Here is a 13,912-nt window from a genome sequence, read left to right as displayed (position 1 = left end):
TCCTACACCCCCTCATCAAATTGAACGTAATCTTTTCTTAGTGGATAGCCAACCCAATTATCTGGCAGTAAGATACGCTCCAATTTTGGATGACCTTCAAACTGAATACCAAGTAAGTCGTAAGTCTCACGCTCTGGCCAGTTTGCACCTTCCCATATTGGAGTAATACTATCAACAATAGGTTGTTCACGGTCTGCTTTTACTTTTAAAGCGATTCCATGTTTACGTTTATATGAATATATGTAAGAGTAGACTTCCATGTACTCAATAAAATCAGTTCCATGTAATCCAGATAAATAAGTAAATTGTAGCTGTTCATTATTCTTTAAGAACTGTGCTACTTTAAAATAAGCATCCCTTTTGATTGTAAAAGTTGGATCATGTTTAGAAAGCGTATTAATAATTGATTCCTCAATAACATCCGTTCCAAACTCTCTTTCAATTAATGCCTTTACTTCATCTAACAATGGTTGATTATGAGAAGGTTTCACTTCTTCAACTGGAGCCTCTTTACCACCGTCTGTTTTACCTTTCGCTTTTGCCGCTGCTGCTGCTTTTGCCTTCGCAACTGCAATTGCCTTCGCTTTTGCTTTTGCCACTTCATCGTCTGAACCAGCACTTGCTGTGTCTTCTCCACCCGTTGCTTTTTGTTTTGCCAATGCGGCTGCCTTTGCTTTTGCTGCCGCTACTGCTTTTGCCTTTGCTGCTGCAATTGCTTTCGCTTTTTCATCATCTGCACCATCTGCTGGAGTTTCTCCACCTTCTGCTGCTTTTTGCTTTGCTAATGCCGCTGCCTTTGCTTTTGCTGCCGCTACTGCTTTTGCCTTCGCTGCTGCTAAAGCCTTTGCCTTATCATCATCAGATGTCTCCTCTGACTCTTCTGCTTGAGCCTGTTCACTTGCTTCTGCTGCTTTTTGTTTTGCGATTGCTGCCGCCTTTGCCTTCGCCGCTGCTACTGCTTTTGCTTTCGCTAGTGCAAGTGCTTTCGCTTTTTCATCTTCTGAAGCTGGTTCCTCTTGTTTAACTTCATTTTCAACAGTAGGCTCCTCAACTACATGAGCTTCTTCTTTTTGAACTTCAGTATTTTTTGCAGCTTCCTTTTCTGCCTTCAACTGTTCCATTTTACGTCGAGCTGCTTCTTTAGCCCTCTCAGCTGCTTCTTTCTTTAACTGTTCTTTTGACTTATCTTCACTCACTTATTCGTCACCTGCTTTCCAGTTTTAGCTTCGTAACGAATCTTCTCTTTCAATTTGTTAATACCATAAATTAATGCTGCTGGATTCGGAGGGCATCCAGGGATATACACATCCACAGGAACAATCTGGTCCACTCCTTTAACAACTGCATACGAGTTAACATATGGTCCACCAGCAGTCGCACATGAGCCCATCGCAATTACCCATTTTGGTTCAGGCATTTGATCGTAAAGGCGTTTAACGATTGGCGCCATCTTTTTCGTTACAGTTCCAGAAACAATCATACAGTCAGATTGACGAGGAGAAGTACGGAAAAATGATCCAAATCGGTCTAAGTCATAATGAGACGAACCTACACCCATCATTTCGATTGCACAACAAGCTAACCCGAATGTTAATGGCCACAACGAGTTACTTCTTGCCCATGCCTTCACTTCTTCCAAAGTCGTGAAAAAAATATTCTTTTGGAGTTCTTCCATTTCAGCAACAGAAATTCCATCTAACTTCATAACCATTTCAACACCTTCTTCTTCCAAGCATAAATAAGTCCAAGTAGTAACATAAGAATAAAAATAATCATCTCTACAAATGCAAAAAGCCCTAATTGATCATATGCAACCGCCCACGGATATAAGAAAACAGTTTCAACATCAAAGATAACGAATAATAGTGCAAAAATGTAATATCCAGCGTGGAAACGAACCTTCGCATCATGAAATGGTTCAATACCACTTTCATAGGTCGTTGCTTTTGCTTCAGTTGGTACATTCGGTCTTAAAATTTTACCTATTACCGAGAGTGCCACAACTGGAAGCGCAATTCCTATAACTAGAAACACAACTACGATCACATAATTATTTAAATAAGCATTCACGAAACTTGTCCCTCCTCTAACTACAGAGCTCTACATTATATACTTATTATAAATATAATGTATTTTTCATTAATTTTTACTATTCAGTTTTGTAATCGTATCCATTATAACAAATGTGACAAAAACGTGTCGATATTTATTGCCATTAATCTGAAAATTGAATGATATAGTTGGAAAATAAATTCCGTTAATCATAAATTACCTTATATGTATGTCGTTCTAATAAATTTCTAATATTCCAATTGTCATTACCAGTTACTAAAATTATATATCAGTATAAGAGTTATCCACAAATCCACAGAAAGTTATTCACAATTCCCACAAATTAAAAAATAGTGATAACTGTCGAAAAAAAAACCAGTTCAAAATCATGAACTGGCTTTTTTTTAAGATGCAATCGTTTCTGAAGACTGCTTATTTTGATTTTTAGATTTAGGTTGTGCAAACTTTCTACTTTTTGTACTTCCCATAAAGAATGAAAGTACTAATGCAATACCAGACAATGCAGTTGCAAAGATAAATGCATCATTGATTCCATTAATAGATGCTAATTTAGACGCCTGGCTATAAAGTGTTGTAACTGCTAAAGCTCCACCTTGAGAAGGGGTTACTCCAGCTGCACCAGCTAACTGTGCGCCTGTTTGATGAACCCAATCCATAATGAACGGATTCGTTGACGTTATTTCATTTGAGAAGTCTGCCATGTGATTAGTCGTCTGAGTCGTCATAATTGTAACAAGGACTGCTGTACCTACTGAACCTGCAACTTGTCGTAGTGTATTTTGAGTTGCAGTACCATGAGAAATCATCTTAAGAGATAACTTATTTAAACCAGCAGTCATAATTGGCATCATAATAAATGACATACCGAATGAACGTAAAGTATAGAAAAACATAATTTTTAAATACGGTGTATCAATAGACAATTTAGTGAACTCATAAGTTGTATAAGTCATAATAAGTAAACCAAAAATGGCTAAAGGACGAATACCATATTTATCGAATAACTTACCTGTAAGTGGTCCAAGAGCACCCATTATTAATGAACCAGGAAGTAATAATAATCCTGCTTTAATTGGTGTAAACCCGCGAATGTTTTGCAAATAAAGAGGTAGTAAAATCATCCCTCCGTATAAAGCAGTCGTAACAATTAAGTTAATTAATAATGTGTAAGTAAACGAAAAAGATTTAAATACTTTTAAATTTATTAATGGTTGTTTAGCAGTTAATTCTCTCCACACAAATAAACCTAAACTGATACAAGCAATTACTAAAGAAAGAACTACTTCAGTGCTACCCCAACCTTTATTACCAGCTTCACTGAATCCATATAATAAACTTCCGAACCCTAGTGACGAGCTTATTACTCCCCAAATATCTAAAGTTGGGAATGAACGTTTACGTGAAATATGAAACCAAGCATTAGACAAAATGATTGAAATGACACCTAACACAGCCATTCCGTAAAATAAGAAATGCCAAGAATAATCTTGAACTACATAACCAGTTATTGTAGGACCAATAGCTGGCGCTAGAATCATTGCAATCCCCATCAATCCCATTGCTGCCCCACGCTTTTCAGGTGGGAAGATCGTCATAAAGATATTCATACCAAGCGGCATTAAAATACCAGCCCCGACAGCTTGAACTACGCGACCTGCCATCATAACCGGGAAGTTTCCTGATAAAGCACAAATAATTGAACCGATTGTAAAGGCAATCATCGAAAAGATAAATAATTTTCGATAAGTAAATGTATCAACTAAGTAGGCACTGACCGGAATTAAAATACCATTCACTAACATAAAACCAGTAGATAACCATTGGGCAGTCGAAGTCGTTACATTAAAATCTGCCATTAACTTCGGTAAGGCAACATTTATTAATGTCTGATTTAATATAGACACGAACATGCCTAGTAATAGAACTGTCAAAACTTTTCCCATGCTAAAGCTCTGTTTTTCACTTGACTCTGATGGAACTGATTTATTTTGATTTTCTTCAGTTTTTTCTATTTTATTTGGTTCTTCCGTTTGGACCATTTCTTCTCTTTTATCTATTTTTAGGTCATTTTCTTTATTTCTTAATACGATTCGATTAATAACAAAGAAAACAATTAAGCAAAACCCTCCATATGCAATGATCATTCCTGTTGACATTGAAATTCCTCCTTACTTATGGATACGAACAGAAGCATTCATTCCTGGAACAATTTCAAATGACTTATTATGATCTAAAGCAATTCTTACAGGTACAACCTGCTCAACTTTCGTATAGTTTGCATTAGAGTTTCCAGAAGGTAATAAACTAAATGTATTTGCAGTTGTTAATCCAACAAATTCCACAGTACCTGTTAAAGTTGTATCTGGATATGCATCAACATACACATCAACCACTTGACCTTTTTTCACATCTTCTACTTCAGTTTCTTTAATATTTGCAGTAACCCAAAGATTATCTAAGTTATATGCATAACCAAGAGTTGAACCTGTTCCAACTAATTGATCTTTAATTGCATTTGCTTGAACAATCGTAGCATTTGTTGGCACTGAAACTGATACTTCATGTGCAGTATCTCCAGCTGTTTGAGGCGCTGTTAAAACTTTCCCGATTGATTCATTTGGTGAAAATGTTTTTCCGAATGTACCTGACCATGACTCAAGCTTACCAGCTGCAGGAGATGAAATAACAATTTGTTGCCCATCTATTTTTGCATTATCCGTTTTTATATAATTTGTTGATTGATCATAATAGTAATAACCAGCAAATCCACCTGCAACTAATATGATTAAAGTAATTATGTTAACAAACACCATTTTCTTCATGTTCCCCATAAATAAAATTCCTCCTAAATTTTTAATCGTTTCTCTATATAGGTAACAAAAGTAAAGCAACACGTTGTCGTTTTACTTCTCATAGTTTTTAATTATAATTGATTTATAAACGTACTCAACCGTTAATAATTTAAAATTTGTTGTTTAAGCAACACTACTATTACAAACTGTTTAATTTCTTAAAGTAATTTAATAAAGGAGTTTAAAAATGAGCATAAAAAATAATCTTGACCCCCGTGTGATTCGAACTAGACAACTTTTACAAGATGCATTAATTACGCTATTAGCAGATAAAGAATTCGAAGCGATCAGTGTACAAGACATAACTAAAAAAGCAAATGTCAACAGAGCAACCTTTTACAGTCACTACGAAGACAAATACCAAATGGTCCGCCAAATCGTTAGAGAAAAACTAGTTGATTTGGACAGCGCAATGAAGAATGTAGATTTTGGTATGTATGACGGAAACCCAAACTCACTCGATGAAATGGCTTTAAAATCATACTTCCATCTATTTGAACATATCGAAAAAAACAGTTACTTCTACAAAGTCCTCCTAAAACGACAAGGACCAAATATTTTTAGAAGAAGACTTTACGAAGTATTATCAACAACATTCGAAAAAGGCATTGCATTCATACAACCAAAAAAGAATAAATACCTTGTCCCAGGTGACCTACTAGTAAGTTATATATCAGGCGCAACTCTCAGCGTAATTTCATTTTGGGTTGAAAATGACATGCCATACACAAAAAAACACATGGCAGAATACCTTTTAAAAATCTCAAGAAATGGTGTTTTAACAACAGCGGGATTGGAATCAAACTAAAAAGAGGATTGCTGTGACAGCTCGTCGTTGTACCTAATGATGGTAGGTTTAGTTTGCGTAGGAGTCTTGAAGCGTTGTAGATAGAGGGTATATGGAGAAAGTCTCTAACTTGTTTATTATTATTCGAGTTTCCAACTAACAAAAAGTAATCAACTAAAGCATTAATATGTGCTACTTTTGAAACATATAAGCAATTCTTGCAAATCCAATTCCCTTTATCTCGAACCATTAAAAACTGATAACAATTAATACAAATTACACCAGTTAGTAGATCATTTTTAACAATATTGTACTTATCTAATATATTTTGATCTAAAAGCTGATGTTTCTTTATTAACTGTTTAGCTAATCTCCTTATTTCTTTCTGTGTCTAAAAATTTTCGTAGATTTAATTGAAGTTATCTCAATTTTAATTGTAGTTTTACAAAATTTAATTGCAGTAACCAGATTATATTTGCAGTTTTATTAATTTAATTTGCAGTTTTACAATTTTTAATTGCAGTTTCATCGATTTTAATTGCACCTACAGTTTATTTGCTACTCATTTAAATTTATTTGCACGCTCAACCTATTTATTTGTACTTTCATTGTACTTAATTGCAGTTTCTTTGATTTTAATAGCAGCACCCCGACTATAATTGCACCCTTATCACTCTACTAACACCCACCCCAAAATAACCCAACAAAAAAAGAGCCCCAAAAGGGCTCTTTTTTTAATTACTTATATTGTGCTACGTTTAAACGGTTCATTGCTTTGTGTAAAGCAAGTTCTGCACGTTTGATATCTGTGTCAGGGCGTCTTTCTTGTAGACGTTTTTCTGCACGTTTTTTTGCTTCTACTGCACGCTCAACGTCGATTTCAGTTGATGCTTCAGCAGATTGAGCCAATATTGTAACGGCTTCAGGTCGAATTTCAATGAATCCGCCACTAACTGCAACGTAATCTGTTCCAGCTGGTGATTTAATTTTAACAGGTGCTGTTGCTAACGGTGCCACAGTTGAAATGTGTCCTGGTAAAATACCTAGCTCACCGCTAGTTGCTTTCGTGCTAACGAATTCTGTTTCGCCTTCATAAGCCGGTCCATTAGGAGTGACGATACTGACTTTCATTGTCTTCATAGTGAACTCCTCCTGTCTAGCTTCGTGAGCTAATCAAGTCCATTCAGTTAGAATGATGAACAAGCTGTCGATTAGACAATTATTATACTAGTGTTTTTGCTTTTTCTACTACTTCTTCAATGCGTCCAACTAAACGGAATGCATCTTCAGGAAGAGTATCGTATTTACCTTCTAAGATCTCTTTGAATCCACTAACAGTTTCTTTAACTGGTACGTAAGAACCTTTTTGTCCTGTGAATTGCTCCGCAACGTGGAAGTTTTGAGATAAGAAGAATTGAATACGACGAGCACGAGCTACGACTAATTTATCTTCTTCTGATAACTCATCCATACCTAAGATTGCGATGATATCTTGAAGTTCTCTATAACGTTGTAAAGTTGATTGTACTTGACGAGCTACTTCATAGTGCTCTTCACCAACGATTTCAGGGTTTAATGCACGAGATGTAGATGCTAATGGATCTACCGCTGGGTAAATACCCATCTCAGATAAACGACGCTCTAAGTTTGTTGTTGCATCTAAGTGAGCGAACGCTGTAGCTGGTGCTGGATCCGTATAGTCATCGGCAGGAACGTAAATCGCTTGAATCGAAGTTACAGAACCTTTGTTTGTTGAAGTGATACGCTCTTGTAATTGACCCATTTCAGTAGCAAGAGTTGGTTGGTAACCTACCGCAGAAGGCATACGACCTAATAGGGCAGAAACCTCAGAACCTGCTTGAGTGAAACGGAAGATGTTATCGATAAAGAATAACACGTCTTGTCCTTGCTCATCACGGAAATATTCAGCCATTGTTAAACCAGTTAAGGCAACACGTTGACGTGCACCAGGTGGCTCGTTCATTTGTCCGAATACCATCGCTGTTTTCTTGATAACGCCAGAGTCGCTCATTTCGTGGTATAAGTCGTTACCTTCACGAGTACGCTCACCTACACCAGCGAATACTGAGATACCGCCGTGCTCTTGTGCAATGTTGTTAATTAATTCTTGAATTAATACAGTTTTACCTACACCCGCACCACCGAATAGACCGATTTTACCACCTTTGATGTAAGGAGCTAATAAGTCTACTACTTTGATACCAGTTTCAAGGATTTCTACTTTTGTAGTTAATTCTTCAAATTTAGGTGCTTGACGGTGAATTGGGTCACGACGTACGTCTTCTCCAAGTTCTTCGTCTAAGTCAATGTTGTCACCTAACACATTGAATACGCGTCCTAATGTAGCGTCACCAACTGGAACCGAAATTGGTTTCCCTGTGTTAACTGCTTCCATTCCACGTACTAATCCATCAGTTGAAGCCATTGCAACTGTACGAACAGTATCGTCACCTAAGTGAAGAGCAACTTCTAATGTTAAATCAATGTTTACTTCGTTTGCATCGCCCGCTTCTTTACGAACACGTAACGCATTATATATTTGTGGTAATTGGCCATTTTCGAACTTTACGTCTACTACTGGACCTAATACCTGAGTAATAATACCATTGCTCATCGCTTTTCCTCCTAGCATTGTTTCATTAAAAGCCGATCAATTTATATAGCCGTTGTAAGCAGATTAGCCAAGTGCTGCTGCCCCACCGACGATTTCAGTAATTTCTTGTGTAATTGCTGCTTGACGCGCACGGTTATAGTGAAGAGTAAGCTTACTAATAACTTCTTTCGCATTATCAGTTGCACTTTTCATCGCTGTCATACGTGAAGCGTGTTCACTAGCTTTACTGTCTAATAATGCACCAAAGATTAAGCTTTCTGCATATTGAGGCAGTAAAACTTCTAAGATTTCATCATCAGATGGTTCAAATTCGTAATTAGTTGTTGCCTTACCTGTGTCAATATCTGTTAAAGGTAATAGCTTTTTCTCAGTAACTTCTTGAGAAATCTTACTTACGAAATGATTATATGATAAGTAAAGCTCATCAAAAATGCCATCTGTGTACATTTGAACTGTACGATTAGCAAATTTTTGAATATCATCGAATGAAGGTTGATCTGGAAGTCCAAGAACCTCTTCAACGATTGGGTAACCTAAACGCTTAAAGTAGTCACGTCCAACTCGACCTAGTACAATAATTGCAAATTCATCATTCGATTTATGACGCTCTTTAATTGTATTAGTTACCGCACGTAATACGTTACTATTAAATGCACCCGCTAAACCACGGTCAGAAGTGATGACAATGTAACCAGTCTTTTTAACTGGACGAGTTACTAGCATCGGATGTCTACTGTTTACACCTTTTGCCACGCTACCAACTACCTCTTGCATTTTTTCCATGTAAGGAACGAATTGCTTAGAGTTTTGCTCAGCACGGTTTAATTTCGCAGCAGAAACCATCTCCATCGCTTTTGTGATTTGGCTTGTCTTTTTTGTTGAATTAATTTTTGTTTTTATATCGCGTAATGATGCCACAGGTTTTCACCACCTTTTGGTAAACAGTTAAATGAAGGACGAGCTAAAGCCCGATCCTTCAAATCCAGATATTTAAATCGCCTTCTTATTTAGAAGCAATAAAGTTCTTTTTAAAGCTTGTGATTGCAGCGTCAAGGTCAGCTTCGTTTGGTAATTTACCAGTATCACGAATAGCATCTAAAAGACCTTTAGCGTTTACGTCCATCCAAGCTAACATTTCTTCTTCAAAACGAGTAATGTCTTCAACTGCTACGCTGTCTAAGTGGCCACGTGTTAATGCATATAAAGATGTTACTTGTTTTTCTACTTTTAATGGTTTGTGTAAACCTTGTTTAAGGATTTCAACTGTACGAGCACCACGGTTAAGTTTAGCTTGAGTTGCTTTATCTAAGTCTGAACCGAACGCAGCAAATGCTTCAAGCTCACGGAATGACGCTAAGTCAAGACGTAGCGTACCTGCTACTGATTTCATCGCCTTAGTTTGCGCTGAACCACCAACACGTGATACAGAAAGACCTGCATTGATCGCTGGACGTACGCCAGAGAAGAATAAGTCAGACTGTAAGAAGATTTGTCCGTCAGTAATCGAGATTACGTTTGTTGGAATATAAGCTGAGATATCACCAGCTTGTGTTTCAATGAATGGTAATGCAGTTAATGAACCGCCACCTAATTCATCATTTAACTTAGCTGCACGCTCTAATAAGCGAGAGTGTAAGTAGAATACATCCCCTGGATATGCTTCACGACCTGGAGGACGTTTTAATAATAGTGAAAGCTCACGGTAAGCTACCGCTTGTTTTGATAAATCATCGTATACTACTAATACGTGTTTACCATTGTACATAAACTCTTCACCCATTGTTACACCAGCGAAAGGAGCTAAGTATAACATTGGAGCTGGAGATGAAGCAGGTGCAGTTACAACGATTGTGTAATCTAATGCGCCATGCTTACGTAAAGTTTCAACAAGTCCACGAACTGTTGATTCTTTTTGACCGATTGCAACATAGATACAGATCATGTTTTGGTCAGCTTGGTTAAGGATTGTATCGATAGCAACAGCTGTTTTACCAGTTTGACGGTCACCGATGATTAACTCACGTTGACCACGTCCGATTGGTACAAGAGCGTCGATCGCTTTGATACCTGTTTGTAATGGCTCATGTACTGATTTACGTGCCATTACGCCTGGAGCAGCGTTTTCAATTGGACGAGATTTAGTTGTTTCGATTGGGCCAAGACCATCAACTGGTAAACCTAATGAGTTTACTACACGTCCTACTAATGCTTCACCAACTGGAACTTGCATGATGCGTCCAGTACGACGAACTTCGTCGCCTTCTTTAATGCCTGTGTAAGGTCCTAAGATGATAATACCTACGTTGTTTTCTTCTAAGTTTTGTGCTAGTCCCATAACGCCGTTAGAGAACTCAACTAGTTCTCCAGACATACATTGGTCAAGACCATGAGCACGAGCGATACCGTCACCAACTTGGATAACTGTACCAACATCACTAACTTCTATTTCAGTTTGGTAATTTTCGATTTGCTTTTTAATCAGCGCACTGATTTCTTCAGCTTTGATGCTCATGCATTTCACCCCTATCTACAAACTATTTTGCGATTAATTCACGTTCAATTCGAACAAGTTTATTTTTTAAACTGCCGTCAAAAATACGGTTTCCAACACGAACTTTGTACCCACCAATTAAAGATGGATCAATTTCGTTTTTCAAACGTATTGAGTTTTTACCTAATTTAGAAGCGAATAACGCTCCAATTTTATCTAGTTCTTCAGAAGACATTGCCTTCACAGAGTAAACTGTTGCATCTGCAATATTACGAGTTTCATTCGCAATTTTTACATATTCAGTTACTAAGTTAGAAATAGTGCTCATTCGTCCACGATCAACTAATAAGCATACTAGATTTAATACCGTTTCAGAGATTGAAGCAAACGTGTCATTTAAGACAGACTTTTTGCTTTCTTTTGTGATACCAGGATGTTGTAAAAACTTATTTAATTCTAAGTTTTCTACATACTCCTTTTTCACTACTTGTAAGTCATGTTCAACAGTTTCTACTAAGTTTTGTTCAGTTGCTAATTCAAAAAGAGCGTTTGCGTAGCGTTTTGCAACTAATTCGTTACTCATTTAGCTTCGCCTACTTCTTTAAGATATTGATCAAAAATAGCAGATTGGTCTTCAGACTTCACTTCTTTTTCAAGTACTTTAGAAGCAATTAATACAGATAATGAAGCAACTTGTTGTTGAACTGATTGTACTGCAAGCTCTTTTTCACGCGTAATTTCACGTTTAGCGCTTTCTTTCAAGTTTTCAGCTTCTGCTTTTGCTGCTGCAACGATTTCTTCACGTTGTACATCAGCTTGCTTTCTAGCTTTCTCAAGAAGCTCACGAGCTTCAGTTCGAGCAGCAACTAACTCTTGCTTTTGCTCTTCAACTAGTTTCATTGCATCAGCGTTGTTTTTCTCAGCTGAGTCTAATTGATTAGCGATGTGATCTTCACGTTGTTTCATAATTCCCATTACAGGTCCTAATGCATACTTACGTAATAAAGCAAGTAGGATTAAGAAGATTACTAATTGAAACGCTACATCGCCCCAAGGTATACCATGTCCGTTTGCTTCACCGATTACGAATAATGAACCGTTTAACACAAGCCTTCACTCCCTTCGAGGGTATCATTTAATAATTTTTCTTTTTTATAACATAGCCTAGGACTCTTACCGACCCTAGCTTTACTTTCAAAATTCAATCTTTACAACAAAAGTGCCATAAAGGAATGGCGAAGTAAATGTGAACACAAACTTCGCCATTTTTTAACTGCTTGTATAAATCTTAAGCTTTACCAAATGCCATGAACGCGATAACTACCGCGATGATTGGAAGTGCCTCAACTAATGCAACCCCGATGAACATTAAAGTTTGAAGAGTTGAACGTAATTCTGGTTGACGAGCAACACCTTCTACTGTACGTGATACAATTAAACCGTTACCAATACCTGCACCTAGTGCACCTAAACCTATTGCGATTGCCGCTGCGATTAAAGCCATTTTAAATTTCCTCCTTCTTAATCATAAGAAATATATTTTTTTTTATAATTTTTATCTAACTACCAATTTTAATGAGCAGATTAATGCTCGTCCGCCACTTTATGTGACAAGTAAACCATTGTTAACATTACGAAGATAAACGCTTGGATTGAACCAACAAATACAGAGAATCCCTGCCATATGATCATTGGTATTGCCGCTGCAATTGTCCAAAGAACGCCTTCTCCTGCGCTTGCTGCATAAGCATGTGTACCCATTGTTGCAAGTAAACCTAGTAAGATTTCCCCCGCGTAAATGTTACCGTAAAGTCGAAGACCTAGCGTTAATGTGTTTGCTAATTCCTCAATAATTTTTAATGGGAATAAGAATGGCATTGGTTGGAAGAATGTTTTACCATACGCTCCAAAACCGCGCATCTTAATACCATAATAATGTGATAAACCAACTATAAAGATTGCTAATGATAAAGTAATGACTGGGTCTGATGTAGGTGATTTCCAAACTGAGTTTCCATCGAATGAGATATCGAATGGTAGACCTAACATATTTGAAACAAATATGTACATAAGTAATGTCACACCTAGTGTAAGGAAGCGACCACCAGTTTCCCAATCCATTGTACTGTTGATAATGCCTTTAACGAAATCTATAACCCACTCTAAAAAGTTTTGCTTTCCTGATGGGCGTATTTGTAGACTTCTTGCGCATGTAACTGCGATGATAAAAACGATTACTGCAGCAATGGTTGTCATTAGAACATTTGTTAACGTAAAATCTAAACCAATAAATTTAAAACCATAAGTGCCGTGTTCCAATTTATTCACCTCTCTTCCTTGCAAAAGACGTTTGTTGTAATGCAAAATGTATCATAATGACAAGATGTCCTGTCATTAGTCCCGCAGTTAGTGCCGGTATGCTCACAAAATTTTCATACCGAAGCGCGATGACCATAGCTAGAGCCACCGCTGAAAGACAAATTACAGTACCTAAAGATCGAACTTTTTGTTGCTTTAAAACTCGGTCAAAGAAGGTATTTATCTTTCTGTGAAGAATCCATATACAATAAAAGCTAGTTACTGTTCCGAGAATATAGCCTGTGAATATTGTTTTATAGTCGGTAAATGCCCAACCCAAAACTGCTAAAGCAATGATATACAACATATCTCGTGTGAATCGTCTAAAATTATCTTTTTGCATGTAACTAGTCCCCTGGTGTGAATTGCTTAACTAATTTAAGCGTGCCATAGATTCCAGTAAATAATCCTAACAGTAAAAAGATGATCATAAATACTGGTACTGGCCAATTAAAAAATGAATCAATCCATCTTCCTAAAAAGATGCCTATGAGAATAGAACCGACAAGCTGAGCTAGAATGGAAGACATGAGTGCCATTGCTTTAAGAGGATGTTGATTGTTGTTTTTCATACAAAATCCCTCCATGTCAATTTTCATTCTCAAAAAATTGCCAAAAGTCTTATCATGGTTAATTCTACAACAAATATTTGCTAAAATCTCTAAACATTGAAAACGTTCACAAATTGTTCACAAAACGTTCAAAAAATTTTAATA

General features: G+C 36.9%; 16 protein-coding genes. 1 reads left to right on the top strand and 15 read right to left on the bottom strand.

What is annotated here, in order from left to right; genetic code table 11:
• Window positions 1-2 precede the first annotated feature (2 nt).
• The 5 genes from V5E38_RS22165 to V5E38_RS22145 all read right to left on the bottom strand — a co-directional run bounded on the left by V5E38_RS22165 (window position 3) and on the right by V5E38_RS22145 (window position 4,886).
• The gene (locus V5E38_RS22165) at window positions 3-1,196 is read right to left on the bottom strand and encodes an NADH-quinone oxidoreductase subunit C (protein ID WP_499211463.1); all 1,194 of its coding nucleotides are present in this window, start codon (window positions 1,194-1,196) and stop codon (window positions 3-5) included.
• Window positions 1,193-1,711 (bottom strand): NuoB/complex I 20 kDa subunit family protein, encoded by a 519-nt coding sequence (locus tag V5E38_RS22160; RefSeq protein ID WP_056469321.1) that lies wholly within the window; start codon window positions 1,709-1,711, stop codon window positions 1,193-1,195. Before V5E38_RS22160 ends, V5E38_RS22165 begins: the two co-directional genes overlap by 4 nt.
• Window positions 1,702-2,070, bottom strand: a complete 369-nt coding sequence (locus V5E38_RS22155; protein ID WP_056469320.1) for an NADH-quinone oxidoreductase subunit A — start codon at window positions 2,068-2,070, stop codon at window positions 1,702-1,704. Before V5E38_RS22155 ends, V5E38_RS22160 begins: the two co-directional genes overlap by 10 nt.
• Window positions 2,071-2,456: 386 nt before the next feature.
• Complete coding sequence (locus V5E38_RS22150; RefSeq protein WP_499211462.1) at window positions 2,457-4,229, bottom strand: efflux MFS transporter permease; 1,773 nt, start codon at window positions 4,227-4,229, stop codon at window positions 2,457-2,459.
• Window positions 4,230-4,241: 12 nt separating this feature from the next.
• On the bottom strand, window positions 4,242-4,886 hold the full coding sequence (locus tag V5E38_RS22145; RefSeq protein WP_483295418.1) for an HlyD family secretion protein: 645 nt from the start codon (window positions 4,884-4,886) through the stop codon (window positions 4,242-4,244).
• A 226-nt stretch (window positions 4,887-5,112) separates the two neighbouring features.
• On the opposite strand from V5E38_RS22145, the gene V5E38_RS22140 reads away from it, so the two are divergent.
• Window positions 5,113-5,733, top strand: coding sequence for a TetR/AcrR family transcriptional regulator (locus V5E38_RS22140; protein ID WP_499211461.1), 621 nt, complete (start codon window positions 5,113-5,115; stop codon window positions 5,731-5,733).
• Between the two features lie 717 nt (window positions 5,734-6,450).
• On the opposite strand, the gene V5E38_RS22135 is transcribed toward V5E38_RS22140, so the two are convergent.
• The 10 genes from V5E38_RS22135 to V5E38_RS22090 form a co-directional block, all read right to left on the bottom strand.
• Window positions 6,451-6,852 carry a F0F1 ATP synthase subunit epsilon gene (locus V5E38_RS22135; protein ID WP_025568605.1) on the bottom strand — a complete coding sequence of 134 codons (402 nt, stop codon included), beginning with the start codon at window positions 6,850-6,852 and terminating at the stop codon, window positions 6,451-6,453.
• A gap of 82 nt (window positions 6,853-6,934) precedes the next feature.
• Window positions 6,935-8,347, bottom strand: a complete 1,413-nt coding sequence (atpD, locus tag V5E38_RS22130; protein ID WP_025568604.1) for a F0F1 ATP synthase subunit beta — start codon at window positions 8,345-8,347, stop codon at window positions 6,935-6,937.
• Between the two features lie 63 nt (window positions 8,348-8,410).
• Window positions 8,411-9,265, bottom strand: coding sequence for a F0F1 ATP synthase subunit gamma (locus tag V5E38_RS22125; RefSeq protein ID WP_069033739.1), 855 nt, complete (start codon window positions 9,263-9,265; stop codon window positions 8,411-8,413).
• An 85-nt stretch (window positions 9,266-9,350) separates the two neighbouring features.
• A complete protein-coding gene (atpA, locus tag V5E38_RS22120) occupies window positions 9,351-10,859 on the bottom strand; it encodes a F0F1 ATP synthase subunit alpha (RefSeq protein ID WP_025568602.1) in 1,509 nt (502 codons plus the stop codon).
• Between the two features lie 22 nt (window positions 10,860-10,881).
• Window positions 10,882-11,421 carry a F0F1 ATP synthase subunit delta gene (locus V5E38_RS22115; protein ID WP_098233749.1) on the bottom strand — a complete coding sequence of 180 codons (540 nt, stop codon included), beginning with the start codon at window positions 11,419-11,421 and terminating at the stop codon, window positions 10,882-10,884.
• Window positions 11,418-11,921 carry a F0F1 ATP synthase subunit B gene (atpF, locus tag V5E38_RS22110; protein WP_029715296.1) on the bottom strand — a complete coding sequence of 168 codons (504 nt, stop codon included), beginning with the start codon at window positions 11,919-11,921 and terminating at the stop codon, window positions 11,418-11,420. The genes V5E38_RS22115 and atpF overlap by 4 nt, the downstream gene beginning before the upstream one ends.
• A 205-nt stretch (window positions 11,922-12,126) precedes the next feature.
• A complete protein-coding gene (atpE, locus tag V5E38_RS22105) occupies window positions 12,127-12,342 on the bottom strand; it encodes a F0F1 ATP synthase subunit C (RefSeq protein ID WP_025568599.1) in 216 nt (71 codons plus the stop codon).
• A gap of 80 nt (window positions 12,343-12,422) precedes the next feature.
• Entirely contained in the window at window positions 12,423-13,094 is a 672-nt protein-coding gene (gene atpB, locus V5E38_RS22100; RefSeq protein ID WP_420488148.1) for a F0F1 ATP synthase subunit A, read from the bottom strand.
• A 64-nt stretch (window positions 13,095-13,158) separates the two neighbouring features.
• Complete coding sequence (locus V5E38_RS22095) at window positions 13,159-13,539, bottom strand: ATP synthase subunit I (protein WP_025568597.1); 381 nt, start codon at window positions 13,537-13,539, stop codon at window positions 13,159-13,161.
• A 4-nt stretch (window positions 13,540-13,543) separates the two neighbouring features.
• Entirely contained in the window at window positions 13,544-13,768 is a 225-nt protein-coding gene (locus V5E38_RS22090) for an AtpZ/AtpI family protein (protein WP_025568596.1), read from the bottom strand.
• Window positions 13,769-13,912 lie beyond the last annotated feature (144 nt).

It is taken from the genome of Rossellomorea sp. GAMAL-10_SWC, from assembly GCF_049568075.1.
In the GTDB taxonomy this organism is placed as follows: domain Bacteria; phylum Bacillota; class Bacilli; order Bacillales; family Bacillaceae_G; genus Gottfriedia.
Note: the sequence above shows the minus strand (reverse complement) of the source record. Positions and strands in the feature narration are given on the sequence as shown.

Excerpts from the sequence above, each read along its gene's own strand:
- V5E38_RS22160 (WP_056469321.1), bottom strand. The coding sequence starts at position 1,711 with ATGGTTATGAAGTTAGATGGAATTTCTGTTGCTGAAATGGAAGAACTC.
- atpE (WP_025568599.1), bottom strand. The coding sequence starts at position 12,342 with ATGGCTTTAATCGCAGCGGCAATCGCAATAGGTTTAGGTGCACTAGGT.
- V5E38_RS22115 (WP_098233749.1), bottom strand. The coding sequence starts at position 11,421 with ATGAGTAACGAATTAGTTGCAAAACGCTACGCAAACGCTCTTTTTGAA.
- atpA (WP_025568602.1), bottom strand. The coding sequence starts at position 10,859 with ATGAGCATCAAAGCTGAAGAAATCAGTGCGCTGATTAAAAAGCAAATC.
- atpD (WP_025568604.1), bottom strand. The coding sequence starts at position 8,347 with ATGAGCAATGGTATTATTACTCAGGTATTAGGTCCAGTAGTAGACGTA.
- V5E38_RS22095 (WP_025568597.1), bottom strand. The coding sequence starts at position 13,539 with ATGCAAAAAGATAATTTTAGACGATTCACACGAGATATGTTGTATATC.
- V5E38_RS22135 (WP_025568605.1), bottom strand. The coding sequence starts at position 6,852 with ATGAAGACAATGAAAGTCAGTATCGTCACTCCTAATGGACCGGCTTAT.
- V5E38_RS22145 (WP_483295418.1), bottom strand. The coding sequence starts at position 4,886 with ATGGTGTTTGTTAACATAATTACTTTAATCATATTAGTTGCAGGTGGA.
- atpB (WP_420488148.1), bottom strand. The coding sequence starts at position 13,094 with ATGACAACCATTGCTGCAGTAATCGTTTTTATCATCGCAGTTACATGC.
- V5E38_RS22150 (WP_499211462.1), bottom strand. The coding sequence starts at position 4,229 with ATGTCAACAGGAATGATCATTGCATATGGAGGGTTTTGCTTAATTGTT.
- V5E38_RS22140 (WP_499211461.1), top strand. The coding sequence starts at position 5,113 with ATGAGCATAAAAAATAATCTTGACCCCCGTGTGATTCGAACTAGACAA.
- V5E38_RS22090 (WP_025568596.1), bottom strand. The coding sequence starts at position 13,768 with ATGAAAAACAACAATCAACATCCTCTTAAAGCAATGGCACTCATGTCT.